Here is a 24,932-nt window from a genome sequence, read left to right on the forward strand (position 1 = left end):
GTGTTCCTGCGTGCGTTCAAGTATCTTTGGCCCGAGCGTTTCCTGCCGGAACCCGAGCAGGCCGATCCGTTTTCAGAGCAGGCCCACGCCGGGCCCGGCAAGACCGGCGTGCTGCTGATCAATCTGGGCACGCCGGACGCGCCCACGGCCAAGGATATCCGGCGCTACCTGGGCGAATTCCTGGCCGATCCGCGCGTGATCGAAATCCCGCGCTACCTGTGGTGGCCCATCCTGCATGGCCTGATCCTGACCTTGCGCCCGAAGAAACTGGTGCCGCGCTATCGTGGCATCTGGATGGACGGCGGCTCGCCCTTGATGGTCTACAGCAGCCGGCAGGCCGAAGGGCTGGGGCGGCAGCTGGCGGGGCGGGGTATCCAGGCGGAAGTGGCGCTGGGCATGCGCTACGGGTCGCCATCGGTGGCCGACGCGATCGACGATCTGCGCCGGCGCGGCTGCGAGCGCATCCTGGTCGTGCCCATGTACCCCCAATACGCCGCCAGCACCACGGCGACCGCCGTGGACGCGGTGACCCGGCATGCGGGCCGCCTGCGCGATCAGCCGGAGCTGCGCTTCGTCAAGCGTTTCCACGATGATCCCGGATACCTGCAGGCGGTGGTGGGACGCATCGAGGACTACTGGCGCGAGCATGGCCGGCCGCAGAAGCTCGTCATGAGCTTTCACGGCCTGCCGCGCTACTCGGTGGAGCTGGGCGACCCTTACTATCAGGATTGCCTGCGTACCGGCCGCCTGCTGCGCGAACGCCTGGGGATGATGCCGGAACAGGCGCTGGTCACCTTCCAAAGCCGCTTCGGCTCGGCCCGCTGGCTGGAGCCCTACACCGCGCCCACCTTGATCGGTCTGGCCCAGGATGGCGTGACGGAGGTCGACGTGGTCTGCCCCGGCTTCCTGGCGGACTGCCTGGAAACCCTCGAAGAGATCCAGGTCGAGGCCCGCGATGCCTTTCTGGCCGCTGGCGGCAAGCGCTTGCGGTATATCCCGGCCGTCAACGACGACGAGGCGTGGATCCGCGCCCTGACCGACCTGGTGCAGCGCAACCTGCAGGGCTGGCCCAGCACGGTTTAAAAAAACGAATAATTTCAAATATTTGGGCGCCAGGCGGGCGTTTCCCATTAACCCGCCTTGAAATGGGGGCATCGGCCCCCATAGTGGATGGCAAACGTTATTTGTCACCCGGAGGATGTATCCATGACGGCACAGAACGAGCCTGCCGAGAAAAGGCCCGACCACGAGTCGCCGGCGGCGGACGGAACGCCCGCGAACGGCGCGGATGAGCAGCAGGATTTGCTGTCGGCCCTGCGCGCTGAATTGGAAGCGGCCCAGGCCAAGGCCGCCGAGCACTACGACCAGTTGCTGCGCATACGCGCCGACGCGGAGAACATCCGCCGCCGCGCGCAGGAGGATGTCTCCAAGGCGCACAAGTTCGGCATCGAGTCGTTCGCCGAAAGCCTGGTGCCCGTGAAGGACAGCCTCGAGGCGGCGCTGGCGCAGCAGGACCAGACCGCCCAGCTCCTGCGTGAAGGTGTGGAAGCCACGCTCAAGCAACTGGTCTCCGCCTTCGAACGCAACCGGCTGATGGAGATCGCCCCCGCGGCCGGCGACAAGTTCGACCCGCATCAGCACCAGGCCATCTCGTCGGTGCCGTCCGATCAGCCCGCCAATACCGTGGTCCAGACCCTGCAGAAGGGTTATCTGATCGTCGACCGCGTGCTGCGGCCGGCCCTGGTCGTGGTGTCGGCGGGACAGCAGGCCTGACGGAGCGCGTCGTGACCGCCGCCCAGGCTTTCGATCCCGGTCAGGTGTTCCAGGTCTTCGCCATGCGCCCCGTCGACAGCGACGGATTCGACCGGGAGGTCGTCCAGGCGCCGGGCGACGACCTGCGCTGCGTATTCCTGTGGGGCACCGATTGCTACAACTGCAATCGCTTCAAGCAGGCTGCCCTGCTGCACAAGGATGCGTTGCTGGGTCTGGGGCTGACCTGGTTCCAGGCGGACGTTTATGCCGACGTGGCGCTGGGCCGGCGGTTTTCGCTGCATGGCGTCCCCACTTTTGTGATGTACCGGTCCGGCAAGCGGTTGGGCCGGATCACCGGGTGGCCGGGCTTGCCGGAGTTTTCCGCGGCCGTTGGGCGGCTGCAAGCGGAAAAGCGGTGATTTCACGCTTGAAAACCCTGGCGGCAGCCCCACTTATTCGCTAACCGAGTTTTTTACCAATCCTAGAACCGACCTAATTCAAGGTAATCCATCATGAGCAAGATCATCGGCATCGACCTGGGTACGACCAACAGCTGCGTAGCTGTGATGGACGGTGGCCAGGTCCGCATCATCGAAAACGCCGAAGGTGCCCGCACGACGCCTTCCATCATCGCGTACATGGACGACGGCGAGACCCTGGTGGGCGCGCCTGCCAAGCGCCAGGCCGTGACCAACCCCAGGAACACCCTGTACGCCGTCAAGCGCCTGATCGGCCGCAAGTTCGACGAAAAGGAAGTCCAGAAGGACATCAACCTGATGCCCTACAAGATTTCCAAGGCCGACAACGGCGATGCCTGGGTCGAAGCGCATGGCAAGAAGCTGGCGCCTCCGCAGGTATCGGCCGAAGTGCTGCGCAAAATGAAAAAGACCGCCGAGGACTACCTGGGCGAGGAAGTCACCGAAGCCGTGATCACGGTGCCGGCGTACTTCAACGACAGCCAACGCCAGGCGACCAAGGACGCCGGCCGCATTGCCGGTCTGGAAGTCAAGCGCATCATCAACGAACCGACCGCGGCCGCGCTGGCCTTCGGTCTGGACAAGGCCGAAAAGGGCGACCGCAAGATCGCGGTGTATGACCTGGGCGGCGGCACGTTCGATATCTCCATCATCGAGATCGCCGACGTCGACGGTGAAAAGCAGTTCGAGGTGCTGTCCACCAACGGCGATACCTTCCTGGGTGGCGAGGACTTCGACCAGCGCATCATCGACTACATCATCGGCGAGTTCAAGAAAGAGCAGGGCGTCGATCTGTCGAAAGACGTGCTGGCGCTGCAACGCCTGAAGGAAGCGGCCGAAAAGGCCAAGATCGAGCTGTCCTCCAGCCAGCAGACCGAAATCAACCTGCCGTACATCACGGCCGATGCTTCCGGTCCCAAGCACCTGAACCTGAAGATCACGCGCGCCAAGCTGGAAGCGCTGGTCGAAGACCTGATCGAGCGCACCATCGAACCGTGCCGCGTCGCGATCAAGGATGCCGGCGTCAAGGTGTCGGAAATCCACGACGTGATCCTGGTCGGCGGCATGACGCGCATGCCCAAGGTGCAGGAGAAGGTCAAGGAATTCTTCGGCCGCGAGCCGCGCAAGGACGTGAATCCGGACGAAGCCGTGGCCGCGGGCGCCGCGATCCAGGGCTCCGTGCTGTCGGGTGACCGCAAGGACGTGCTGCTGCTGGACGTGACCCCGCTGTCCCTGGGTATCGAAACCCTGGGCGGTGTGATGACCAAGATGATCCAGAAGAACACGACCATCCCCACCCGGTTCTCGCAGACGTTCTCCACGGCCGATGACAATCAGCCGGCGGTGACCATCAAGGTCTTCCAGGGCGAACGCGAGATCGCCGCGGGCAACAAGGCGCTGGGCGAGTTCAACCTGGAAGGCATTCCGCCGTCGCCGCGCGGCGTGCCGCAGATCGAAGTAACGTTCGATATCGACGCCAACGGTATCCTGCACGTGTCCGCCAAGGACAAGGGCACGGGCAAGGAAAACAAGATCACCATCAAGGCGAACTCGGGTCTGTCGGAAGAAGAGATCCAGCGCATGGTGAAGGATGCCGAAGCCAACGCCGACGAGGATCATCGCCTGGCCGAGCTGGCGCAGACGCGCAACCAGGCGGACGCGCTGGTGCATGCCACCCGCAAGTCGCTGACCGAGTATGGCGATAAGCTCGAGGCTGCCGAAAAGGAAAGCATCGAGGCCGCGATCAAGGACCTGGAAGCCACCCTGAAGGATGGCGACAAGGCGACGATCGATGCCAAGGTGCAGGCGCTGTCCACGGCGTCGCAGAAGCTGGGCGAGAAAATGTACGCCGACATGCAGGCGCAGCAGGCCGCGCAGCAGCAAACGGCGGCGGACAATGCCAAGCCGGCGGACGACAATGTGGTCGATGCCGACTTCAAGGAAGTGAAGCGCGACCAGTGATGAACCGCCGCGCGGTATGACGGTGAACACGCCCGGGCCCGGATGATTTCCGTGCCCGGGCGCGGTCGTATGTAAACAGGGTTTTGGTCGGCGCGGGCACGTCCCGGCGTATGCGGCGGCGCCCTCGCAAGAAGAAAAGCCTCTGGAAGATCATGGCAAAACGTGACTATTACGAAATCCTGGGTGTTGCCAAAAACGCCTCGGACGATGACATCAAGAAGGCATATCGCAAGCTGGCGATGAAATACCATCCGGACCGCAATCCGGATAACAAGGATGCCGAGGAAAAGTTCAAGGAGGCCAAGGAGGCCTACGAGGTCCTGACCGACGAGCAGAAGCGCGCCGCGTACGACCGGTACGGCCACGCGGGCGTCGATCCCAACGCCGCCGGCGGTATGGGGGCGGGCATGGGCGGCGGCTTCGCCGATGCCTTCGGGGATATCTTCGGCGAGATCTTCGGCGGCGCGGCGCGCCGTGGCGGCGGTCCGCAGGTGTATCGGGGCGCCGACCTGAAGTACGCGCTGGAGATCACCCTGGAACAGGCGGCCAACGGCTTCGATACCGAAATCCGCGTGCCCAGCTGGGAAAACTGCGAGGTCTGCCACGGCTCCGGCGCCAAGCCCGGCACCACGCCCAAGACCTGCCGCACCTGCGGCGGTTCGGGGGCGGTACGCATGCAGCAGGGCTTTTTCAGCGTCCAGCAAACCTGCCCGACCTGCCATGGCAGCGGCAAGGAAATCACCGATCCCTGCGCCAACTGCGATGGGGTGGGCCGTATCCGCCGCAACAAGACGCTGCAGGTGAAGATACCTGCCGGCATCGACGACGGCATGCGGATCCGCTCGGCCGGCAACGGCGAGCCGGGATTGAACGGCGGTCCGCCGGGCGATCTTTATGTGGAAATCCACATCAAGCCGCACAAGATCTTCCAGCGCGACAACGACGACCTGCACTGCGAGCTGACGATCCCGTTCACCACGGCGGCGCTGGGCGGCGACCTGCAGGTGCCCACGCTGGGGGGCAAGGCAGAAATCACCATTCCGGAAGGCACCCAGTCGGGCAAGACCTTCCGCCTGCGCGGCAAGGGGATACGCGGCGTGCGGGGCAGCTATCCGGGGGACCTTTACTGCCACGTGGTGGTAGAGACGCCGGTACGCCTGAGCGAAGAGCAGAAGAGCATCCTGCGGCAGTTCGAGGCCTCGCTGAACGACGGCGGCGACAGGCATTCGCCGCAAAGCAAATCCTGGACGGATCGCGTGAAGGAATTCTTCAGCTGATCATTCGCGGTTGCGCCGGTTGCCGGCGCGCCGGGGGCGCAAGCCTGTAAAAAAAGCCCGGGTTCCTTCACAGGAACCTGGGCTTTTGATTTATGGCGGGGCGGTGTGACCCGGACCTGCTTCAGTCCACCTTGGCGCCGACTTCCTTCACGACCTTGCCGTACTTGGGGATATCGGCCTCGATCTGGGCCAGCATTTGTTCCGGCGTAACGGCGACCGGATCGGCGCCCAGGGTCGCGTAGACCGTCTTCACCTCGTCGCTGTTGGCGGCTTCGTTGAAGGCGGCGTTCAGGCGCTTGACGATGGCCGGCGGCAGATTGGCGGGGCCGAGCACGCCGTTGTACAGGATCACTTCGGCGGCCGGTACGCCGGCTTCCGCGATGGTGGGCACGTCAGGCGCGGCCGCAATGCGCTTGGGCGTGCTGACCGCCAGCGCGCGCAGCTTGCCGGCTTTCACCTGGGAGATGGCTGGCGGCATGCTGCTCCATGCGTAGGCCACATCGCCCGACAACAGGGCCTGGATGATGGGGGCGCTGCCCTTGTACGGGATATGGACGGCCTGCACATTGGCCGCGCGGTCCATCATTTCACTGGCAAGGTGGATGATGGTTCCGTTGCCTGACGACCCGTAGGCGTAGGTGCCCGGCTTGGATGCGAGCAGGGCGATCAGGCCCTTGACGTCCTTGGCGGGCGAGTCTGCCTTGACCACCAGCATCAGCGGGGAACTCGAAACCAGCGAAATGGGCGTGAAGCTCTTGACGGTGTCGAAGGGCAGCTTGGGATACAGGCTGGCATTGATGGCGTGCGTCGTCGTGTCCTGCAGCAGCAGCGTGTAGCCATCGGGGGCCGAGCGCGCCACGGTGTCGGCCGCGATCGTGGTGCCCGCGCCCGGCCGGTTTTCCACGACGATGTTCTGCTTCAGGATCGAGCTGGCCTTGGAGGCGACCGTGCGCGCGATGACATCCGAAATGCCGCCGGGCGGAAAGCCCACGAGGAGGCGGATCGGCCGGTTGGGATAGTCGTCGGCCTGGGCCCTGGCGCCGGTGCTGGCGGATAGGGCGAAGAGGCAGGCGAAAACGGTCAATAGACTGCGGGTACGCATAGAAACTCCGAACGGATTTGAATAATCAGGCGGTAGCGCGGCTGGTTCGATGTGCCGCGCGATGACTGCGGACGCTTGCGTCCTTTGTTTTCCCCCACCGCCCGAACCCCTTGATTTTTTCGGCCCCGGCCATGCCCCCGCGGGCATGGGCCGGTGTCCGGTTGCCACTTGTTCTGCCGTGACCGGTTCAGGCGTGTTGGGCCTGGTACCAGTCCAGTATCTGCGCGCCGGTCATGAACTTCACGTGATCATGGCCCGCGACGTACGCCAATGCTTCCTCGAAATATTTGATCCGGTGCGGCACGCCGCTCAGGAAGGGATGGACGGCGATGCCCATGACCCGCACTTGGTCCGCGCCTTCCTGGTAGAGGCGGTCGAAGGTGTCCTTGACGCGAATCAGCAATTCGTCGGAAGAGTGGTGCTGCACGGCCACCACGGGGATGTCGTTCAGCTCCAGGGCGTAAGGCATCGCCACCATATCGCCGGTCGCCGTGCGTACCTTGCAGGGCTGGTCGTCCAGGCACCAGTCCCCGATGTAGCGGATGCCCGCCTCGTGCAGGTAGTCGATGGTTTCCAGGGTCTGCGTCAGTCCCGGGCCAAGCCAGCCCACGGGTTTCTTGCCGGTGAACTGTTCGATGGTGTCGACCGTGCGCTTGATCATCGCGCGCTGGTCATCCACCTGGTGCGTCGGCATCTGGATAAAGCCATGGCCCATGAACTCCCAGCCCGACTTGTGGGCTTCCTCCGCGACGCGCGGATAGTTCAGGCAGACACTGCCGTTGATGGACAGTGTCGGTACGATGCCCAGCTTGTCCAGCGCGGCCTTCAGCCGCCAGAAACCGACACGCATGCCGTATTCGTGCCACGCCCAGTTGGCGATATCGGGCAGCGCCGTGACGCCCGTGGGCGGCGGCAGTACCTGCCGGGGCATGTAGCGGTCGATCTGCCAGTCCTCGACGTTGACGATGGGCCAGACGATCACGCGCGCCCCGTCGGGCGGGTTCAGCTTGCGGCGATCGATGATCGCGGAGTAATCGATGCGTTCCTTGGGTATCATGAATAGTCCATATAATGGATGTTTGACCCGGGCATTCCGCCTCTGTATTGTTCAGGGCAATGTATTTAGCAGTGAAATACCTGTCAACGATCCTCAATAAAGTATCCATAATCTGGAAATTATCGTCGTGGTTAACCCTGAGTCCGTTGTCGAACCGGATGCGGGCGATATTCTCGCCCCCGGTTTTGCCGCCGGCCCCGCGCCCGGCGGCACGCAAGCCATCCGCCGTGTCGTCGGTGTCCTGAAAACGCTGGCGCAACACCAGGAAACCGGCCTGCGCTTCGTCGATGTGGCGCGCCTGTGCGGGCTGGAAGCCCCCACCGCTCACCGCATGCTCAAGGCCCTGGTGGCAGAGGGCATGGTGTCGCGGGATGCCCGTGGGCGCCGCTATCGGTTGGGTACGCTGGTCTTCGAACTGGGGTTGGTGGCTGCCCCGCAATTCAATTTGCGCGAACTCTGCGCCGCTTCGCTCCAGCGCCTGGCCGAGGCGACCGGCGACACCGCCTTCCTGTTTATCCGGCGCGGCAACGATGCCGTATGCATCAGCCGTGTACAGGGGCATTTCCCCATCCAGACGCCCGTGGTTACCGTGGGCAGCCGGCAACCGCTGGGGGTGAACGCGGGAGGATTGGCCATCCTGCTGGCCCTGGCGCCCGGCGAGGTCGAACGTGTGGTCGAGGCCATCCGGCCGCGGATCGGCGCCTATGGCGAACTGGACGAACGCGACTTGAAAGATGCCATCGCCGCCGGCCGCGCGCAGGGCTATGCCGCCATCGGCGAAAAGGCCGTGCCCGGCGTAACGGCGATCGGATTGGCGGTACGCAACCCTTTTGGCGCGCCCGTGGCCGCCCTGGCGATCGCGGCGATTTCCAGCCGCATGACGCCGGCGCGGCAGGCCGCCCTATACCCATTGCTGCGCAACGAAGTGAATGTAATCGGAACCCTCTTGTATCGGTGACCCCATGACAGAAGCGAAAACAGCGCCGGCGCCCGCCGGCGGACGACCGGCGACTTTCGATCCGGCCAATCCCGGCGGCGCCTTCGCGCCACAAGGCAGGTTCCAGCTGGCGGGCGCGGCCGACGGCCCGCTCGCCCGGCTGCGCGTCGGCGTGAAGGACATGATCGACCTCGAAGGCCGCATCACCGGTGCCGGCAATCCGGATTGGCTCGCCACGCATGGGGTCGCGACCCGGCATGCGCCCGTGGTGGCGCAATTGCTGGCTGCCGGTGCGGATGTGGTCGGCAAGACCATGACGGACGAACTGGCCTACAGCCTGAATGGAGAGAACTTCCATTACGGCACGCCGGTGAACCCGGTCAGCCCCACGCGTATTCCCGGCGGCTCGTCCTGCGGGTCGGCGGTGGCGGCGGCCAGCGGCTTGTGCGATATCGGGCTGGGTACGGACACCGCCGGTTCCATCCGCCTGCCGGCGACCTTCTGCGGCGCCTGGGGCCTGCGGCCCACGCATGGGGCCGTGTCGAGCGAGGGCGTGGTACCGCTGGCGCCCAGTTACGACGTCGTCGGCTGGATCACGCGCGATGCCGCTACGCTGGCGCGCGTCGGGCAAACCGTGCTGCCCGCGGCGGCCGCCGGCCAGGGCGGCCTGCCCGGGCGGCTGCTGGTGGCCGACGATGCCTGGTCGCTGGCGTCCGAGGACGTGCGGCAAGGCCTGGCCAAGCCCCAGGAAAGCATGATGGAAAAGTTCGGCGTCGTGGAACATGTGACCCTCGCGGACGAAGGATTGCTGGCCTGGCAGCAGGTCTTCCGGGTGATACAGGGGCGCGAGGTCTGGGCCGCGCACGGCGAATGGATCACGCGCCATGCGCCGCGTTTCGGTCCGGATATCGGCGAGCGCTTCAAGTGGGCCTCGACGATCACGGCCGACGAGGCGCAGTCCGCCGCCGCGGAGCGCCGGCGGATCGCCGCGCGCCTGGACGACTTGCTGGGAGATGCGGTTCTTTGCCTGCCGACCGTTTCTTTCGTCGCGCCGGTCAAGGGTTCCCCCACGGCCGCGGAGGACCGTACACGCGCCCTGTGCCTGCTTTGCATCGCCAGCCTGGCGGGCTTGCCGCAACTGACCATGCCCGTGGTTGTGGGGAACCAGTATGCCGTGGGCTTGTCTTTGATCGCGGCGCGCGGGCGCGACCGCGCGCTGCTCGACTGCGCAATGCGTATTTCGTCGTAGATCTGGCGATACACTGCCTGTCGCTGCACGTCCCAGCGCGGTCCTGCCGGCGGCCATCCCGATGCCTCGGCCGGTGCCGCACCTCGCCATTTACAGGAGCCACCGATGTCCGACACGCTTTCCGCAGCTTCCCACGGTCCGGCCCGGTATAGCCGGCCCGCGATCATTCTGCATTGGCTGATTTTTCTCGTGGTCGCGCTGGCGTTGTTCGCCATCGAAATCAGAGGCCCGCGTGGCAGCGATTCGCGAGCCTTCTGGACCGGTATCCACATGTGGGCTGGCGTGACGGTTCTATGCCTGACGGTGGCGCGGCTGGTGTGGCGACTGGTCCATGGCGCGCCCGCGGCCGAACAAGGCGGAGGCTGGCTGCAAACCTGTGCGCGCTCGCTGCACTGGCTTTTCTATATCCTGCTGATCGCGCAGCCCTTGCTGGGTATCCTGATGATCAATTCCGATGGCCATCCCGTACGGCTGATGGGTACGGGGATTTCCATTTCGCTTATCGGAGAAAACGGTCTTGCCGATACCCTGGAGGACATCCATGAATTCGTCGGCAATACGCTGTACTACCTGATCGGGCTGCATGCGCTTGCGGCGCTGTGGCATCAGTACGTCCTGAAGGACGGCACCCTGCGCAAGATGCTGTGGCGTTAAAGCTCAAAGGGCTGGACGGCGCTTGCCCGCCGTCCAGCCCCGCGCGCGGTCGCGTCAAGCCCGTGCATGCGACACCGCCCGCGCAATCCGCAGGTCGCGGCGGCTTCCAGCCGCGTCAGCCCCGTACGTAGTAGATACGCATCGCCTGCTGCTTTTGCGCCGAGTCCATCACTTTGATGGTGACGCCGCGCGCGATGAATCCGTCGGGCAATTGCAGCGTGCCGCTAAGGTTGTCGAAGCGGTCCATGTCGATGGGCAAGGCATCCGGCGTGATGGTGCCGCTGCGGCCGTTCGGATAACGGCCTTCGATGGCGAACTCCATGGTGCCCTTGAACGGTACACCGGCCGTGTCCTTGTCGCGCATGACCAGCACCTGGTAAGTAAGTTGCCCGGGCTGGCGCGACAGCGTTGCCGACCGTATGCCGATGGGACCGCCGCGGGGATCCGGCGGCACGGCGTCCTGGAACAGCGCGAGATCCTTGTTCAAGCCCTGGATCTGCTGGCGCGCCTGCGCCAGGTCCGCCGTCAGCTTGTCGTGCGTGGCGCGCGCGGCGTCACGCTGCTGGGTGAGTTCCTCGACCTGGCCTTGCAGGCGCTGGCGGTCGATATTGGCGGCGCTGAGCTCGCCATGCAACTGTTCGGATTGCTCGACCGTAAGCCGTTGCGGGCCATAGTTGGTTTGCAGGAACAATACGCCGCCGGCGCCCAGCACAATACCGGCCAGCATGAGTACCAGCCAGCGCGGCATGCGCCGCGAACGTTTTCCGGGTTGATAAACCGAAGGTTTGAAAACCGCGCGCTGCGACCGTCCGAACATCCCATCCATCCAAAAAAGAAAACGCCCCTATGCTGCACCGGCAAGTCCGCCGGCTGCTCCACGGGCCTTTTTGCCTTGGAGCGGCCCTGGACGAGAAAACAAGCCTTGCCTGACGTCCCGCCGCCGGGGCTGGCGGTCTGGTAATGGCGCGGTTCGCATGAGTGCCGTGCCCGTCGACCAGGCCGCCCGGAGGGCGTGCCGATCGATGAAAGCCTGAAAGGATAACCCGCCGGGCCATGGCTTAGCTATTTCGACAAGCCTGGTTGCCTACCTTGATATTGTGAAATATCCCGTCAGGCCCGGTCGCCGCCCCGCAGGCTGGCATCCAGGTCGGCCAGGCGCCGGGGTGTGCCGACATCCACCCAGCGCCCCCCGTGGCGTCCACCGCGCACCGTGTGCCGCGCGATGGCCTGCGCCAGCAAGGGACCGAGGCGCGCGGGGGCACCCGGCGTTATGCCGGCAAACAGGGCCGGGTGGTAAATGCCGATGCCGGAGAATGTCAGGCGTAGCCCTTCCGTGGGATGCAGGCTGCCGTCCGGCCTGGCCAGGAAGTCGCCGGCAGGGTGGTGTTCGGGGTTATCGACCATCAGCAACCACGCCAGCGTCGCGACGCCATCGATGTCCCGCGCCAGGGCGGGTGCCTGTGCCGGGTCCCAGTCGCACCAGACATCGCCGTTGATCACCAGGAAAGGCGACGCGCCGAGCAGCGGCAGGGCCAGGGCGATGCCGCCGGCCGTCTCCAGCGCCGTGCCTTCGCGGGAATACGCCAGCCGGGCGCCGTAGGCAGAGCCGTCGCCCAGCGCCGCTTCCAGCCGATCCCCCAGCCAGGCGTGGTTGATGACGATGTCTTTTATGCCGGCCGCGACCAGCCGTTCGATATGCCAGGCGATCAGCGGCTTGCCGCCCGCCTGCAGCAGCGGCTTGGGCAGGGTGTCGGTCAATGGCCGCATGCGCTCGCCACGGCCTGCCGCCAGGATCATGGCGCGCATCAGAAGGTGTATCCCACCGTGGGCTGGCGGTCGTCCAGTTTATCGAGCAGGCGCAGCAGGGGCGAGAACGCGCCATAGCGGCCCGCCACCTGACGGACGTAGGTGTTGACGCGGGGTATGTGCGCCAGGTAACCGGCTTTGCCGTCGCGGTGGTGCAGGCGCGCGAATACGCCCAGGATGCGCAGATTGCGCTGCAGCCCCATCCACTCGTAGGCACGATGGAAATCGGCGAAATCCGCCGCTACCGGCAAGCCCGCCGCGCGCGCCATTTCCCAGTATCGGATGGCCCAGTCCAGTTGCTGCGGCTCTTCCCAGGTGGTGCGGGCGTCGGTCACCAGCGAAGCCAGGTCATAGGTGATGGGGCCGGCCAGCGCATCCTGGAAATCGATAATGCCGGGGTTTGGCCCGTAGCGGTCGCCATCGGTTGCCATCAGGTTGGGCGAGTGGAAGTCCCGATGCACAAGCACGGACGGTTGCGTGCCGTTGGCGGTGGATAGCAGCGAGAAGACGCCCTGCAATGCCTCTTGAGAGGCGGGGTCCAGCGTCATGCCGTGATGCCGCGCGACGTACCAGGTGGGGAACAGTTCCAGTTCCGTCATGAGCCGGCCGCTGTCGTACTGCGCGAGGCCGCGGACGGATGCCTGCTGCATGCGTACCAGCGCGGCCAGGGCTTGCCGATACAGCGTTTGCAGCGTCGCGTCGTCCAACCCTTCCTGGATGCGCTGGTAGTATGTGCACGGACCGAGGTCGGACAGCAGCAGGAAGCCCTGTCCCTGGTCCTGGGCCAGGATGGCGGGCACATTCAGCCCGGCATCGCGCAGCAGGCCGGCGACGTGCAGGAACGGGCCGGTATCCTCATGGCCCGGCGGCGCATCCATGACGATGACGGACCCGGCGCCGGCATCCAGCCGGAAGTAACGGCGAAAACTGGCGTCGCTGGACGCGGGACGCAAGGTATCGTGCTGCAGGGCCAGGGATGCGGGCAGGCCGCGCAGCCAATGGCGCAGCGCGTCCAGGCGGGAATCGGCGGAGGTGGACAAGGAAACGACCTGTAGGCGGAAAGTGGCGATTTTCGGGGTGCGGGCGTCCGGTTATACGGCGATATCGCGCATGCCGGCAAACCCGCGGCTGCGCTGACGCTCAGCTTATCTATAATACCGGCTCTTCGCGGGTTTCACGGGATGGGCGTAGCCCGCCGTTCCAGCCGCATTGCCCTTTTTTCAGGTCTCCTCGTACGTGCGCATCGTCCGGTCGTTGATCCTATTCCTTGCTGGCGCGGTCTCTGTCGCCCAGGCCCAAGTCGCAACGGATACGTCAGCGAATTCGAAGTCGTCGGCGCCGTCTGTTTCCCAAAGCGGATCGCCGGATGTCGAAGTCCTGGGGCTGCGCTCGTCGCCCAGGCTGCGCGTGCACCGGCTGACCAGCGACCAGGCGCCTGCCTACCTGGAAGCGGACACCATGGACGGCGATCCGGACTCCAACGTGACGTTGACGGGCAGCGCCCAGGTTCGCCGCATCGATTCCGTGCTGAAGGGCGACCAGATCACCTATCGCCGCGCATCCGGTGAAGTCGATTCGCAGGGCAGCGCGCGGCTGATGCGGGACGGCACGCTGGTGACCGCGCCGGCGATGAAGTACAACATCGACGCCGACAGCGGCCAGTTGAGTTCGCCCGATTTCTGGCTGGGCGCCACGGGCGGCTTCGCCAAGGCGGACCACGCGGACATCTTCAGCCGTTCCACGATGCGCCTGCAGAACACCACTTACACAGGTTGCGCCTGCGCGGAACCCTCGTGGTATATCAAGTCCAAATCGGTCGACCTGGACTTCGACGAAAACGAAGGCGTGGCGCGCGACGGCGTCCTGTATTTCAAGGACGTGCCCATCCTGGCGTCGCCTTACATGACCTTCCCGGTCAAGAAGGAACGCAAATCCGGCTTCCTGCTGCCGACCTACGGCTCCACGAGTCGCAGCGGCTTCGAATTCCAGGCGCCGTATTACTTCAATCTAGCGCCAAATTACGACGCAACCTTGTACCCACGATTGCTATCCAAGCGCGGGCTCCAGCTGGGCGGGGAATTCCGTTATCTAGGTTCGTCCTACGGTGGCATCCTGGCCGGCACTTATCTGCCCAGTGATAACCAGACGGGTCAAAACCGATGGATGTATTCCTCACGGCATTATCAATCGCTCGGTGACGGCTTCTATACGACCTGGAACGTTAACGGCGTATCTGACGACAATTATTACCGTGACTTTTCCACGATCGGTCTGAACGAGGCGTCGACCACCTATTTGCCCAAGCAAGGGATGGTGGGCTGGAATAACCAGTACTGGCAGACCTACGTGCAGGTCTACAAATACCAGACGCTGCAGGACCCGGATGCGCCTATTCTGCCGCCGTACGACAAAGTGCCTGAGCTGTCACTAAAAGGCCAGCGCTATGACTGGCATGGGTTTGACCTGGAACTTGACAGTTCGGCGGTGCGATTCCAGCGTACGCTTGTCGGCGTTGGAGAGAGCTTCCCGGGTGCCATAAATGGACATTATGGCCCTGACGGCGATCGCCTGCAGGCGTATCCGACTATCGCGTTTCCCATCGTGCGGCCGGGCTGGTACATCACTCCCAAGGTGGGCTACAACTACACTCAATACCAAAACACGAACTGGTTCGGCGGCGACTGGAACTTCCTGGGAACCACCAGCGGATATCCCAGCAGCATTTCTCGTGGACTTCCGATTTTCTCGGTCGATACCGGCATGACGTTCGAGCGTGACACGACGCTGTTCGGCAAGGACTCGATTCAGACGCTGGAGCCCCGCCTATACTATTTGCGCGTGCCGTATCGAGACCAATCCCGGATACCCGTTTATGACACGTCGCTGGCGGACTTCAGTTTCTCTCAGGCGTTCCAGGAGAATATTTACACGGGAGGCTGGGACCGGATCGCCAATGCAAACCAGTTGACTGCTGCTCTGACGACGCGCTGGCTGGACGCGAGTACTGGTATCGAGCGGCTTTCGGCTTCGATAGGCCAGCAGGTGTACTTTCAGGACCAGGAAGTTACCCTGCCCGGCGAGACCCCCCGAACTAATGTCCGGTCGAACTTTCTGGCGGAAACGACCGCGGCGCTTACGGACACGTTAAGCACCACAGTCAGCGCGCAATACGATCCGTACAATAGCCAGTTCGATCAGGGGTTGGTTGCCGCGCGCTGGTCTCCGCAGCGGTTGACGTCGATATCCCTGTCCTATCGTTATCAACGTGATCCTCCCACACTGAGTTCAGGTGCCCAACAGGCGTACCTGCCTCAAGGGCAAAACCAGGTAAGCCTCGCTTTCCAGTGGCCCTTCAGTCAGCGCGTCTATGGTATCGGGCGAATAGATTATTCGCTGCATACTGGTCCGATCCTGAATTCCGCAAATGAAACTGTGCAGGATTCGCGCCGGATTACCCAAGCCATCGCCGGTGTGGAGTACAAAGGCGACTGCTGCTGGACGGGTCGGGTAGTGTTCCAACGCTATGCCGTGGCGGCCGACGAGGTCAACACCGCGGTATTTTTCCAGCTGGAACTGACCGGCCTGGGCGCGCTGGGCACCGACCCCTTGAAACTGATGCGTCGCAGCATACCCGGCTACGAGTCGGTCAACCCGCCGCCGCAGCCTGGAACGACTTTCGAAAGGTATGAATGATGCGTAGTGTGTTTTTGCCGGCCAGCCTTACGCGCGCCGTCCTGATGCTGGTTGCCTGCGTCGCGCTGCCCATGGCGGCGGTCGCGCAATCGCAAGCCCCGTCCCACGGACGACCCGCCGCGCAAAACCGCAAACCGGCCGCGAAGCCGGCCGCGCCCGCGCCGGCGCCGGCTGACACGGCCGCCCCGTCGTCGGCCGCGCAAGGCGACCAGTTTGCCGACGGTATCGCGGCTGTAGTGAACAAAGACGTCATCACGATGCGGGAAGTCAACGAGGGTGTGAAGACCGCCACCCAGGAATTGAGCCGCCAGAACATCCAGTTGCCCGATGTGAAGGTCCTGCAGCGCCAGGTGCTGCAGCGCCTGATCATGGAAGACCTGCAGCGCCAGGAAGCCAAGCGCCTGAACATCCGTATCGACGATGCGCAAGTGGACCAGGCGATCGGCACCGTGGCCCAGCGCAACCAGATGTCGACGGAGCAGCTGCGCCAGGCCATCGAAAAACAAGGGGTCTCCTGGCAGGCCTATCGCAAGAATATTCGCAGCGAAGTGCTGGCGGATCGCCTGCGTCAGCGCACGGTCGACGCCAGCCTGGTGATTTCCGATGCGGACGTCGATGCCTTCCTCAAGGAGCAGCAGCGCCGCCAGGGCGCGCTGGGCGCGGCGCCCGCCGGGCCGGGACCGGCCGCCGCGGCCGCGCCGCAGGCCCAGGTGCCGGCCGGTCCGGAAATCGTCGGTCTGGCGCAGATCCTGGTACGTGTGCCGGAAAGCGCGTCGCGGGAACAGGTGGCCGGGCTGCGCAAGAAAGCAGAGGACATCCTGGCGCGCCTGAAGGGCGGCGCCGATTTCGCCAGCATCGCGGCCGCCAGCTCCGACGGTCCGGAAGCCTTGCAGGGCGGCGCGATGGGCGATCGGCCGCTGGAAGGCTGGCCCGATCTGTTCGTCAATGCCATTGGCAACCTGAAGAAGGGCGACATATCGGGCATTATCCAGAGCGGTAACGGCTTCCATATCCTGAAGGTGCTGGACCGTCGCGCTGCCGGCGCGCCCGCGCCGGCGCGCAATCCTGCGCAGACGCCGGCCACGGCGCCCGCCGCGCCGCCGCCCAACCCCAGCTCGGACGGTGCCGTCCCGCTGCCGCAAGGGCCCGTGCAGGTCACCCAGACGCATGCGCGGCATATCCTGATCAAGACCTCCGCCGTCATGACCGACGACGAGGCGCGCCAGCGCCTGGAGCTGCTGCGCCAGCGTATCGTCGAGGGCCATGAAGATTTCGGCGCCCTGGCCAGGCAGAATTCGCAGGATGCCACGGCGCCGCAAGGCGGCGATCTGGGATGGCTCAATCCCGGCGAGACCGTTCCGGAATTCGAACAGGCCATGAATGCCTTGCAGCCCGGTCAGGTCAGCGAGCCCATCCATAGCCGCTTCGGATGGCACCTCATCCAGGTACTGGAGCGTCGGCAAAAAGACGTCAAGGACGAGGTCGAACGCCTGCAGGCACGCCGCGTGTTGTTCGAACGGCGTTCGGAACTGGCCTTCGACGATTACCTGGAACAGCTGCGCGACCAGGCTTATATCGATAACCGGCTGGAAAAGCGGGACCAGCAGGCCAGCCAGGACAGCGGTACGCGATAAGCCTGCCTTCGTTTCATCGACACATGCCCCAGCACCAGGCGCGTAAAAGGTTCGGACAGCATTTCCTGGTCGACGAGGGCGTCATCGACGCCATCGTCCGTGCCATAGGGCCCGCTCCGGACGATTGCATGATCGAAATCGGCCCGGGCCTGTCGGCGCTGACGCGGCCCCTGCTGGCCCGCGTGCGGCGCTTGAACGTCGTCGAAATCGACCGGGACCTTGCCGAACGCCTGCGGCGCGACCATGCGCCCGACCGTCTCGCGGTTGTCGAGGCGGATGCACTGACGGTGGATTTCTCGCAGTTCGGCAACGACCTGCGTATCGTCGGCAATCTGCCGTACAACATTTCCAGCCCCATCCTGTTCCATCTAATGACGGTCAGCGAGCGGGTGCGGGACCAGCATTTCATGCTGCAGCGTGAAGTCATCGATCGCATGGCGGCGCATCCATCGTCGTCCGATTATGGACGGCTGTCGGTGATGCTGCAGTCGCGCTACCGCATCGAAAAGCTTTTCGACGTTCCGCCGGAAGCCTTCGACCCGCCGCCGCGGGTTGTCTCCGCGGTCGTGCGCATGGTGCCGTTGCCGGCGGACCGCATCCGGCCGCGCAGCGAAGCGGCGCTGGAGCAGGTCGTGGCGCGCGCATTCGCGCAGCGGCGCAAAATGCTGCGCCGGGCCCTGGCGGAATGGGCGCCGCACGTGCCTTGGGACGATCTGGGCATCGCGCCCACCGCGCGCGCCGAAGAAGTTCCCGTGGAAAAATTCATCGCCCTGGCGGACGTCTTGCTCAGTGCCGGGCTGGTCGGGCCCGATCGGCCGCATAGCGCGGAACTGGACGCCTGACCCAAGCCCGGGCGCTCACGCGCCGCACCAGCGCGCGCTACGCATCGCCAAGCCGGGACAAGGCAGCCCTTTACCGTTGGCCTCCCGCGAGGAACAAACGTGTGGCGTCGCGTGCCCGGTCGGTCAGCAGTTCCGCGGCCTGCGCGCAAGCCTGCGCCAGCGTCATCGGCCCAGCGGCCAGGCTGTACGCCGCCGTGATGCCGGCTTCGTAGAGCTTGTCGTAACCCGGTCCCAGCGAGCCGGCCAGGGCCACCACCGGCACGCCGGCCTGTTTCGCGATACGCGCCACGCCGGCCGGCGTCTTGCCGTGCAGGGTCTGTTCGTCCATGCGTCCTTCACCGGTAAATGCCAGCGTCGCGCCACGCATGGCCTCGGCCAATCCACCGAGCTCGGCGACCACCTCGACGCCGGGGCGGAATGCCGCGTTCAGGAATGCATGAGCGGCAAAGCCGAGACCGCCGGCGGCGCCGGCGCCGGGCCGGTCGCGTTCGTCGCGCCCGAGCGTTCGTGCGCACAGGTCGGCGTAGTGACTCAGTGCCAGATCCAGCTGCCGCACCTGTTCCGGCGTCGCGCCCTTCTGCGGGCCGAAGACCGCCGATGCGCCATGCGGTCCGCACAGGGGATTGTCGACGTCCGAAGCCACTTCGATGCGAACGGTCGCCAGCCTGGGATCCAGCGCATCGGTTTCGATGCGCGTCGCCCGCGCCAGGGCCGCGCCGCCATCGTCGATAAGTTCGCCCTGGGCATCCCGTATCCGCAAGCCCAGCGCGGACAGCATGCCGGCGCCGCCGTCATTGGTGGCAGAACCGCCCAGGCCGAGAATGATGCGACGCGCGCCGGCATCCAATGCCGCGCGAATCAGTTCGCCCACCCCGCGACTCGTCGCGCGCAGCGGATCGCGGCGGTCGGGCGGGACCTGCTCGAGGCCGGCGGCGGCCGCCATCTCGATGACCGCCGTATCGTTGCCTACCCAGCCCCAGGCCGCCGGCGCGCTGGCGCCCAGCGCATCCGTGACGTCCGTCGAACGCCACTGGCCGCCTGCCGCGGCCAGGACCGCCGCCACGGTGCCTTCGCCGCCGTCGGCCATGGGAATGGTGACGATCTGCGCATCGGGACACGCGGCGCGAACGCCGCGGGCGATCGCGAGCGCGGCGTCGGGAGCGGAAAGGCTTTCCTTGAAGGAGTCGGGCGCGATGACGATTTTCACTGTCGGGTCTCGTTGCTTGCGTGCGTCGTTGTATGGCCGGAAGCGCGGCGGGGAGGCGCTCATGATAACGCCGCGGCCGTGCGTGCATGACCGCGGCGCGCTCGCAGGCGTACCATAGGACGCTTGCTCAACTTCCAGAGGAATTCCGTCATGGCAGTGCTGCGTCGCACCAAAATTGTCGCTACCCTCGGTCCCGCGACCTCGTCGCCAGAGAAGATCGAAGCGCTTGTACGCGCGGGCATGGACGTGGCTCGACTCAACTTCTCGCACGGCGATACGAACGATCACCGGCAGCGCGCGCAGATGGTGCGCGAAGCGGCGGCCAGGCAGGGACGCTTTGTGGCTTTAATGGGCGATCTCCAGGGGCCCAAGATACGCATCGCCCGGTTCGCCGACGGCAAGGTGACATTGAAGGTCGGCGCGACATTCACCTTGTCCAACAGCCATCCCTATGATGAGGGGACGACGGAAATCGTCGGCATCGACTATCCGGAGCTGGTGCAGGATTGCCGTCCGGGCGACGAATTGCTGCTCGATGATGGGCGCGTGGTGCTGCGCGTCGACAGCGTTGCGCTCGATTCGGTGCAGACCACCGTGATGGTCGGCGGCACCCTGTCGAACAACAAAGGCATCAACCGTCGCGGCGGTGGCTTGTCGGCCCCCAGCCTTACGGACAAGGACCGCGCCGACATCAAAGTCGCGGCCGAACTGCAGCTGGACTATGTGGCGGTGTCCTTTCCCCGCCATGGTTCGGATATCGACGAAGCCCGCGAACTGGTGCGCGCCGCCGGCAGCCAAGCCTGGATCATTGCGAAGATCGAAAGAGCCGAAGCCGTGGCGGACGACGAAGCGCTGGACGCGCTGATACGGGCCAGCGACGGCGTCATGGTCGCGCGCGGCGACCTGGGGGTGGAGGTCGGCGATGCCGAACTGGCCGGCATCCAGAAACGCATCATTCAGCACGCGCGCACCTTGAACAAGGTGGTAATCACCGCAACGCAAATGATGGAGTCGATGATCTCCAGTCCGTTGCCCACGCGGGCCGAGGTATCGGACGTGGCTAACGCGGTGCTGGACTACACCGACGCGGTGATGTTGTCGGCGGAAAGCGCTTCCGGCCAGTATCCCGTCGAAGCGGTGGAGGCCATGGCCCGCGTCTGCCTGGGGGCGGAAAAGCATCCCACGTCCACGCATTCGCATCATCGCCTGGGCGAAACCTTCTCGCGCTGCGACGAAACCATCGCGCTGGCCGCCATGTATGCCGCCAATCACTTCCCGGGTATCAAGGCCGTCATCTCGATGACCGAAAGCGGGCATACCCCGTTGATCATGTCGCGCATCCGCTCCGGCGTGCCCATCTACTGCTACAGCCCGCACCCCGTCACGCAGAACCGTGCCGCGCTTTTCCGCGGCGTGTACACGGTACCTTTCGATCCGTCATCCTGCGATCCGTCGGAATTGAGCAACGCCGCGATTGCCGAACTGAAGCAGCGTGGGCGCGTCGAGCCGGGCGATTGGGTCATCCTTACCAAAGGGGATTTCTACCGGGACAGCGGCGGCACCAATGGCATGAAGCTGCTGCAGGTGGAATAGCCGCCAGGGTCGCTAACCGAAAAACCAGTAGCAGACCCCGATGGAGGCGAGCACGCCCGCCAGGTCGGCCAGCAGCGCGCAGCCCACGGCATGGCGGGCGCGCCGCACGCCCACCGCGCCGAAGTACACCGCCAGCACATAGAAGGTGGTTTCCGTGCTGCCTTGCATGGTCGCGGCCAGCAGGCCGGGAAAGCTGTCCACGCCGAAGTGCGACATCGTATCGATCATCATCGCGCGCGCCGCGCTGCCGGAAAACGGCTTGACCAGCGCCGTGGGAAGGGCATCGACGAAACGGGTGTCCCATCCCGCCGCGTGCGACAGCCAGCGGATACCGTCCAGCGCGGCATCCAGCGCGCCGGAGGCCCGCAGCACGCCGACGGCGCACAGCATGGCCACCAGGTAGGGGAGCAGGTCGCGCGCAATATCGAAACCCTGGCGCGCGCCCTCGATAAAGCTCTCGTACACGGGCACTTTCTTCCAGGCGCCCAGCGCAAGGAAGGCGATGATGATACCGAACAGCGCCAGATTGCCCAGCAGCGAGGACAGGGCGGCGAGAGCAGCGGCCGACAGGGTCGCGAGCAGGGCGACGAAGCCGCCAAACAACAACAGCCCCGAGAGCAGCCATGCCAGCACGACAGGGTCGGCAAGCCGCAGCCGTTGACACCAGGCGACCGCCAGCAAGCCGGTCAATGTCGATACGCAGGTCGCCAGCAGAATCGGCAGGAACACCAGCGTGGGATCGGATGCGCCCTGCTGGGCGCGGTACATGAAGATGGTGACCGGCAGCACGGTCAGCGACGACGCATTCAGCACCAGGAACAAAATCTGGGCATTGGTGGCGGTGTCTCGCCGGGGATTCAGCGATTGCAGTTCGCGCATGGCGCGCAGGCCGATGGGGGTCGCGGTGTTATCCAGTCCCAATGCGTTTGCCGCGAAATTCAGGGTGATCAGCCCGATCGCGGGATGGCCGCGCGGCACCTCGGGCATGAGCCTGGAAAAAAGCGGCCCCAGCAGCCAGGCCAGGGCCCGCACGATTCCGGCCTGTTCCGCGATGCGCAGCAGCCCCAGCCACAGCGTCAGCGTGCCGAACAGCAGCACCATGACTTCGACCGACAGGCGCGCCATGTCGAACAGCGCGGCTACCATGGAGGAAAAGACCTCGGCATGGCCGCCGACCAGCCAACGCAAGACGCCTGTCAGGGCACTAATCAGGAAAAAAGCCAGCCATACGTGATTGAGCATCGCGTGGCGCGCCCCTTGTCGAAGGTGAGTCGGCAAATCGCGGAGCATCGACTTTAACCGACTTCAACCGCGGGATCGCCCGTTCAATCGTCGCTTTTCGGGCCCAGTCCCGGAAACAGCACTTCGATAAAGCCAAGCTTGGTCAGGTCGGTCATGCGGGTCGGGTAGAGGCGGCCGATCAGATGATCGCATTCGTGCTGCACGACGCGCGCGTGAAAACCCCGGGCTTCGCGTTCGATCATCTTGCCGGTCGGATCGTAGCCGGTATAGCGGATATGCGTATGGCGCGGCACCAGTCCGCGCAGGCCGGGCACGGACAGGCAGCCTTCCCAGCCATCTTCCTTGTCGTCGGACAGCGGGGTGATGATGGGGTTGCAGAGGACAATCTGCGGAACGGGTTTCTCATCCGGATAGCGTTCGTTGCGCTCGAAACCGAAGGTCACCACCTGGAGGTCCACGCCGATTTGCGGCGCCGCCAGGCCGGCGCCCTTGGCGTGCTTCATCGTATCGAACATGTCCTGTACGAGGGCATGCAGTTCCGGAGTGTCGAATTCGCGAACGGCGGCGGCCACGCGCAGCAGGCGCGGGTCTCCCATTTTGAGGATATCGTGGATCATGGCGTGGGCATCGAGAGGTCGAAATGGGCCGGGAAGGATTTCCGAGCGGAGCCCAGTAGGGCTTCGCGCATTCTAGGCCGCGCGGTCCGCCGGCTTCCACCGCCATCGGGAAACTCGGATCGATCTCCCAGGCGGTGCCGCCCGACGGGTGCGGAGGTCCTGCCGTGGCCAGCCCGTTCTAGTCGTTCTGCGAACCTTTCTGGATGAACTCGATCTTGTAGCCGTCCGGATCCTCGACGAAAGCGATCACCGTCGTACCGTGTTTCATCGGCCCGGCCTCGCGCGTGACCTTGCCACCGCGTTCGCGCACGCGGTCACAGGCTTCGTAGGCGTTCGGTACATCGATGGCGATGTGCCCGTAGCCATTGCCCAGGTCATAGCGCTCGGTGTCCCAGTTGTGGGTCAATTCCAGCACCGCGCCATCCTTTTCGTCCTGGTAGCCGACGAAGGCCAGCGTGAATTTGCCTTCAGGATAGTCCTTGCGGCGAAGTAAACGCATGCCGAGCACGTTGGTATAGAAATCGATGGAGTGGTCCAGATTGCCGACACGGAGCATGGTGTGAAGCAGGCGCATGGTGGTTTCCTTTGGACTTGGCGGGAAGGGCCGGGCGCAGGCGCCCGTTGATTCTTCGGCATTGTAGAACTTGTCGGCAGGGCGGTCCCCATCGCCCGGTTCCCTGATGGAACCACTCCCGCCGCGCCGGCACCTACCCGGCCGCATACGGCTGTATGCCGGCTATCAGCATTCGATAGCGGCTTACGGTACAGCCTGGACGGAGACAAGAATGAATTTTTGCAAACGCGAACTGGCCGTTCTGGCCTTATTGGGCAGCATCATCCCCTCGGCCGTCACGGCGCAAGGCATGGAAGTCTCATATCCTCAACGACAGCTCACGCTGGTTATCGGCTTTCCGCCGGGGGGCGGAGCTGATGCGCTGGCCCGGCTATTTGCCAGGCATATGGCGGCGGAGCTCGGGCAAAACGTCATAGTCGACTATCGGCCAGGGGCTGCGGGCAACATCGGGGCCAAGAGCGTGGCACGTACCCAGGCGGATGGATACACCATCTATCTCGGTGGGCGGCCGAATACGATCCACAAGGCAATCTACCCACAGCTTGACTACGACTTCTCGCGGGACCTTATGCCAGTGGGCCTCGTTGCCACGATGCCCTACGTTGTCGTCGTAGGCAAGGATACGCCGATCGCATCCGTGCAGGATATCGTGGCAATCGCGAAAGCCTATCCGAGTACGCCAACTTGCGCATCCGCTGGAGTGGGTACCAGCGACCATCTTCTGTGCGTCATGTTCCAGCAGGAGACCGGAACGGAGATCGCACACGTTCCTTACCGTGGTAGCGCGCAAGCATTTGCCGATGTAATGGGTGGACGAGTCGACATGCATTTCGCCCCGCTTCCGGCAGCGCTACCCCAGATTGTCGCGGGCAATCTGCGGGCTATCGCTGTGATGTCGGCGACACGGGTGGTCGGGTTGCCCCATACGCCCACCATCGCGGAGGCAGGTTTCCCCGGGCTGGCCTTGGACGCCTGGTACGGCCTGATGGCGCCAACAGGGACACCGCAAGCGGCCGTCAGGCGGTTGAACCAGTCCATCAACGCGGTGCTGGCCAAGCCGGAGCTGCAGGAAGCCCTGGATCAATTGGCCTACGTCCCGCCTTCGCCCGATACGCCGGAGGCCTTCGGGGCCCTGATCGCGGAAGAAACCGACAGGTGGATGAAAGTCCTTCGCCAACGCAAGATCGTGACGGATCCGGCGGACGGGGCAGCCGTGCCGCCATCGCCCGTACCCTGATGCAGCCGGACGTGGAACCGG

Annotated in this window: 22 protein-coding genes; 13 read left to right on the forward strand and 9 right to left on the reverse strand. The window is 64.7% G+C overall.

The genetic code is table 11. The features are described 5' to 3' along the window. From hemH to dnaJ, 5 genes are all read left to right on the forward strand, one after another. A complete protein-coding gene (hemH, locus tag CAL28_RS06785) occupies positions 1-1,083 on the forward strand; it encodes a ferrochelatase (RefSeq protein ID WP_094840691.1) in 1,083 nt (360 codons plus the stop codon). 123 nt (positions 1,084-1,206) lie between these two features. Next, complete coding sequence (grpE, locus tag CAL28_RS06790) at positions 1,207-1,773, forward strand: nucleotide exchange factor GrpE (protein WP_094840692.1); 567 nt, start codon at positions 1,207-1,209, stop codon at positions 1,771-1,773. Positions 1,774-1,835: 62 nt separating this feature from the next. After that, positions 1,836-2,171, forward strand: coding sequence for a thioredoxin family protein (locus CAL28_RS06795; protein ID WP_094840820.1), 336 nt, complete (start codon positions 1,836-1,838; stop codon positions 2,169-2,171). Positions 2,172-2,264: 93 nt separating this feature from the next. Then, entirely contained in the window at positions 2,265-4,190 is a 1,926-nt protein-coding gene (gene dnaK, locus CAL28_RS06800) for a molecular chaperone DnaK (RefSeq protein ID WP_094840693.1), read from the forward strand. Between the two features lie 152 nt (positions 4,191-4,342). Then, the gene (dnaJ, locus tag CAL28_RS06805; RefSeq protein WP_094840694.1) at positions 4,343-5,467 is read left to right on the forward strand and encodes a molecular chaperone DnaJ; all 1,125 of its coding nucleotides are present in this window, start codon (positions 4,343-4,345) and stop codon (positions 5,465-5,467) included. 121 nt (positions 5,468-5,588) lie between these two features. On the opposite strand, the gene CAL28_RS06810 is transcribed toward dnaJ, so the two are convergent. Further along, positions 5,589-6,569: a Bug family tripartite tricarboxylate transporter substrate binding protein gene (locus CAL28_RS06810; RefSeq protein WP_176463907.1), complete on the reverse strand. Its 981-nt coding sequence runs from the start codon at positions 6,567-6,569 to the stop codon at positions 5,589-5,591. A gap of 187 nt (positions 6,570-6,756) precedes the next feature. Continuing rightward, the gene (locus CAL28_RS06815) at positions 6,757-7,626 is read right to left on the reverse strand and encodes a polysaccharide deacetylase family protein (protein ID WP_094840696.1); all 870 of its coding nucleotides are present in this window, start codon (positions 7,624-7,626) and stop codon (positions 6,757-6,759) included. Between the two features lie 127 nt (positions 7,627-7,753). On the opposite strand from CAL28_RS06815, the gene CAL28_RS06820 reads away from it, so the two are divergent. The 3 genes from CAL28_RS06820 (at position 7,754) to CAL28_RS06830 (ending at position 10,466) form a co-directional block, all read left to right on the forward strand. Next, a complete protein-coding gene (locus CAL28_RS06820; RefSeq protein ID WP_254926034.1) occupies positions 7,754-8,584 on the forward strand; it encodes an IclR family transcriptional regulator in 831 nt (276 codons plus the stop codon). A 4-nt stretch (positions 8,585-8,588) separates the two neighbouring features. Beyond that, positions 8,589-9,812 (forward strand): amidase, encoded by a 1,224-nt coding sequence (locus CAL28_RS06825; protein ID WP_094840697.1) that lies wholly within the window; start codon positions 8,589-8,591, stop codon positions 9,810-9,812. Positions 9,813-9,917: 105 nt separating this feature from the next. Then, positions 9,918-10,466, forward strand: a complete 549-nt coding sequence (locus tag CAL28_RS06830; protein WP_094840698.1) for a cytochrome b — start codon at positions 9,918-9,920, stop codon at positions 10,464-10,466. Between the two features lie 115 nt (positions 10,467-10,581). Here the strand turns inward: CAL28_RS06830 and CAL28_RS06835 are convergent, their stop codons facing one another. The 3 genes from CAL28_RS06835 to CAL28_RS06845 all read right to left on the reverse strand — a co-directional run bounded on the left by CAL28_RS06835 (position 10,582) and on the right by CAL28_RS06845 (position 13,312). After that, complete coding sequence (locus tag CAL28_RS06835; RefSeq protein ID WP_094840699.1) at positions 10,582-11,283, reverse strand: DUF6776 family protein; 702 nt, start codon at positions 11,281-11,283, stop codon at positions 10,582-10,584. A 293-nt stretch (positions 11,284-11,576) separates the two neighbouring features. Further along, positions 11,577-12,272, reverse strand: coding sequence for an N-acetylmuramate alpha-1-phosphate uridylyltransferase MurU (gene murU / locus CAL28_RS06840; protein WP_094840700.1), 696 nt, complete (start codon positions 12,270-12,272; stop codon positions 11,577-11,579). Further along, positions 12,272-13,312, reverse strand: a complete 1,041-nt coding sequence (locus CAL28_RS06845; protein ID WP_094840701.1) for an aminoglycoside phosphotransferase family protein — start codon at positions 13,310-13,312, stop codon at positions 12,272-12,274. Before CAL28_RS06845 ends, murU begins: the two co-directional genes overlap by 1 nt. Before the next feature lie 196 nt (positions 13,313-13,508). Between CAL28_RS06845 and CAL28_RS06850 the strand changes: the two genes are divergently transcribed. From CAL28_RS06850 to rsmA, 3 genes are read left to right on the forward strand one after another with little or no spacing between them, the layout of a single operon-like run. Then, positions 13,509-15,965: an LPS-assembly protein LptD gene (locus CAL28_RS06850; protein WP_094840822.1), complete on the forward strand. Its 2,457-nt coding sequence runs from the start codon at positions 13,509-13,511 to the stop codon at positions 15,963-15,965. After that, the gene (locus CAL28_RS06855; RefSeq protein ID WP_440588366.1) at positions 15,962-17,599 is read left to right on the forward strand and encodes a peptidylprolyl isomerase; all 1,638 of its coding nucleotides are present in this window, start codon (positions 15,962-15,964) and stop codon (positions 17,597-17,599) included. Before CAL28_RS06850 ends, CAL28_RS06855 begins: the two co-directional genes overlap by 4 nt. A 23-nt stretch (positions 17,600-17,622) precedes the next feature. After that, positions 17,623-18,441, forward strand: coding sequence for a 16S rRNA (adenine(1518)-N(6)/adenine(1519)-N(6))-dimethyltransferase RsmA (rsmA, locus tag CAL28_RS06860; protein ID WP_094840702.1), 819 nt, complete (start codon positions 17,623-17,625; stop codon positions 18,439-18,441). A 70-nt stretch (positions 18,442-18,511) separates the two neighbouring features. On the opposite strand, the gene CAL28_RS06865 is transcribed toward rsmA, so the two are convergent. Then, the gene (locus CAL28_RS06865; RefSeq protein WP_094840703.1) at positions 18,512-19,648 is read right to left on the reverse strand and encodes a glycerate kinase; all 1,137 of its coding nucleotides are present in this window, start codon (positions 19,646-19,648) and stop codon (positions 18,512-18,514) included. Positions 19,649-19,798: 150 nt separating this feature from the next. Between CAL28_RS06865 and pyk the strand changes: the two genes are divergently transcribed. Further along, positions 19,799-21,241 carry a pyruvate kinase gene (gene pyk / locus CAL28_RS06870; RefSeq protein WP_094840704.1) on the forward strand — a complete coding sequence of 481 codons (1,443 nt, stop codon included), beginning with the start codon at positions 19,799-19,801 and terminating at the stop codon, positions 21,239-21,241. 12 nt (positions 21,242-21,253) lie between these two features. Here pyk and CAL28_RS06875 read toward each other — a convergent pair whose 3' ends face one another. From CAL28_RS06875 to gloA, 3 genes are all read right to left on the reverse strand, one after another. Continuing rightward, the gene (locus tag CAL28_RS06875; RefSeq protein WP_094840705.1) at positions 21,254-22,483 is read right to left on the reverse strand and encodes a nucleoside recognition domain-containing protein; all 1,230 of its coding nucleotides are present in this window, start codon (positions 22,481-22,483) and stop codon (positions 21,254-21,256) included. 83 nt (positions 22,484-22,566) lie between these two features. Next, positions 22,567-23,100, reverse strand: a complete 534-nt coding sequence (def, locus tag CAL28_RS06880) for a peptide deformylase (protein WP_094840706.1) — start codon at positions 23,098-23,100, stop codon at positions 22,567-22,569. Positions 23,101-23,278: 178 nt separating this feature from the next. Then, complete coding sequence (gene gloA / locus CAL28_RS06885) at positions 23,279-23,674, reverse strand: lactoylglutathione lyase (protein ID WP_094840707.1); 396 nt, start codon at positions 23,672-23,674, stop codon at positions 23,279-23,281. 106 nt (positions 23,675-23,780) lie between these two features. Here gloA and CAL28_RS06890 point away from each other — a divergent pair, with 106 nt between their 5' ends. Next, entirely contained in the window at positions 23,781-24,911 is a 1,131-nt protein-coding gene (locus CAL28_RS06890; RefSeq protein WP_094840708.1) for a Bug family tripartite tricarboxylate transporter substrate binding protein, read from the forward strand. Positions 24,912-24,932: the final 21 nt, after the last annotated feature.

This window comes from Bordetella genomosp. 11 (assembly GCF_002261215.1).
Lineage (GTDB): Bacteria > Pseudomonadota > Gammaproteobacteria > Burkholderiales > Burkholderiaceae_B > Bordetella_C.

Excerpts from the sequence above, each read along its gene's own strand:
- grpE (WP_094840692.1), top strand. The coding sequence starts at position 1,207 with ATGACGGCACAGAACGAGCCTGCCGAGAAAAGGCCCGACCACGAGTCG.
- CAL28_RS06795 (WP_094840820.1), top strand. The coding sequence starts at position 1,836 with ATGCGCCCCGTCGACAGCGACGGATTCGACCGGGAGGTCGTCCAGGCG.
- dnaK (WP_094840693.1), top strand. The coding sequence starts at position 2,265 with ATGAGCAAGATCATCGGCATCGACCTGGGTACGACCAACAGCTGCGTA.
- dnaJ (WP_094840694.1), top strand. The coding sequence starts at position 4,343 with ATGGCAAAACGTGACTATTACGAAATCCTGGGTGTTGCCAAAAACGCC.
- CAL28_RS06810 (WP_176463907.1), bottom strand. The coding sequence starts at position 6,569 with ATGCGTACCCGCAGTCTATTGACCGTTTTCGCCTGCCTCTTCGCCCTA.
- CAL28_RS06815 (WP_094840696.1), bottom strand. The coding sequence starts at position 7,626 with ATGATACCCAAGGAACGCATCGATTACTCCGCGATCATCGATCGCCGC.
- CAL28_RS06825 (WP_094840697.1), top strand. The coding sequence starts at position 8,589 with ATGACAGAAGCGAAAACAGCGCCGGCGCCCGCCGGCGGACGACCGGCG.
- CAL28_RS06830 (WP_094840698.1), top strand. The coding sequence starts at position 9,918 with ATGTCCGACACGCTTTCCGCAGCTTCCCACGGTCCGGCCCGGTATAGC.
- CAL28_RS06835 (WP_094840699.1), bottom strand. The coding sequence starts at position 11,283 with ATGTTCGGACGGTCGCAGCGCGCGGTTTTCAAACCTTCGGTTTATCAA.
- murU (WP_094840700.1), bottom strand. The coding sequence starts at position 12,272 with ATGCGCGCCATGATCCTGGCGGCAGGCCGTGGCGAGCGCATGCGGCCA.
- CAL28_RS06855 (WP_440588366.1), top strand. The coding sequence starts at position 15,962 with ATGATGCGTAGTGTGTTTTTGCCGGCCAGCCTTACGCGCGCCGTCCTG.
- rsmA (WP_094840702.1), top strand. The coding sequence starts at position 17,623 with ATGCCCCAGCACCAGGCGCGTAAAAGGTTCGGACAGCATTTCCTGGTC.
- pyk (WP_094840704.1), top strand. The coding sequence starts at position 19,799 with ATGGCAGTGCTGCGTCGCACCAAAATTGTCGCTACCCTCGGTCCCGCG.
- CAL28_RS06875 (WP_094840705.1), bottom strand. The coding sequence starts at position 22,483 with ATGCTCAATCACGTATGGCTGGCTTTTTTCCTGATTAGTGCCCTGACA.
- def (WP_094840706.1), bottom strand. The coding sequence starts at position 23,100 with ATGATCCACGATATCCTCAAAATGGGAGACCCGCGCCTGCTGCGCGTG.
- gloA (WP_094840707.1), bottom strand. The coding sequence starts at position 23,674 with ATGCGCCTGCTTCACACCATGCTCCGTGTCGGCAATCTGGACCACTCC.
- CAL28_RS06890 (WP_094840708.1), top strand. The coding sequence starts at position 23,781 with ATGGAACCACTCCCGCCGCGCCGGCACCTACCCGGCCGCATACGGCTG.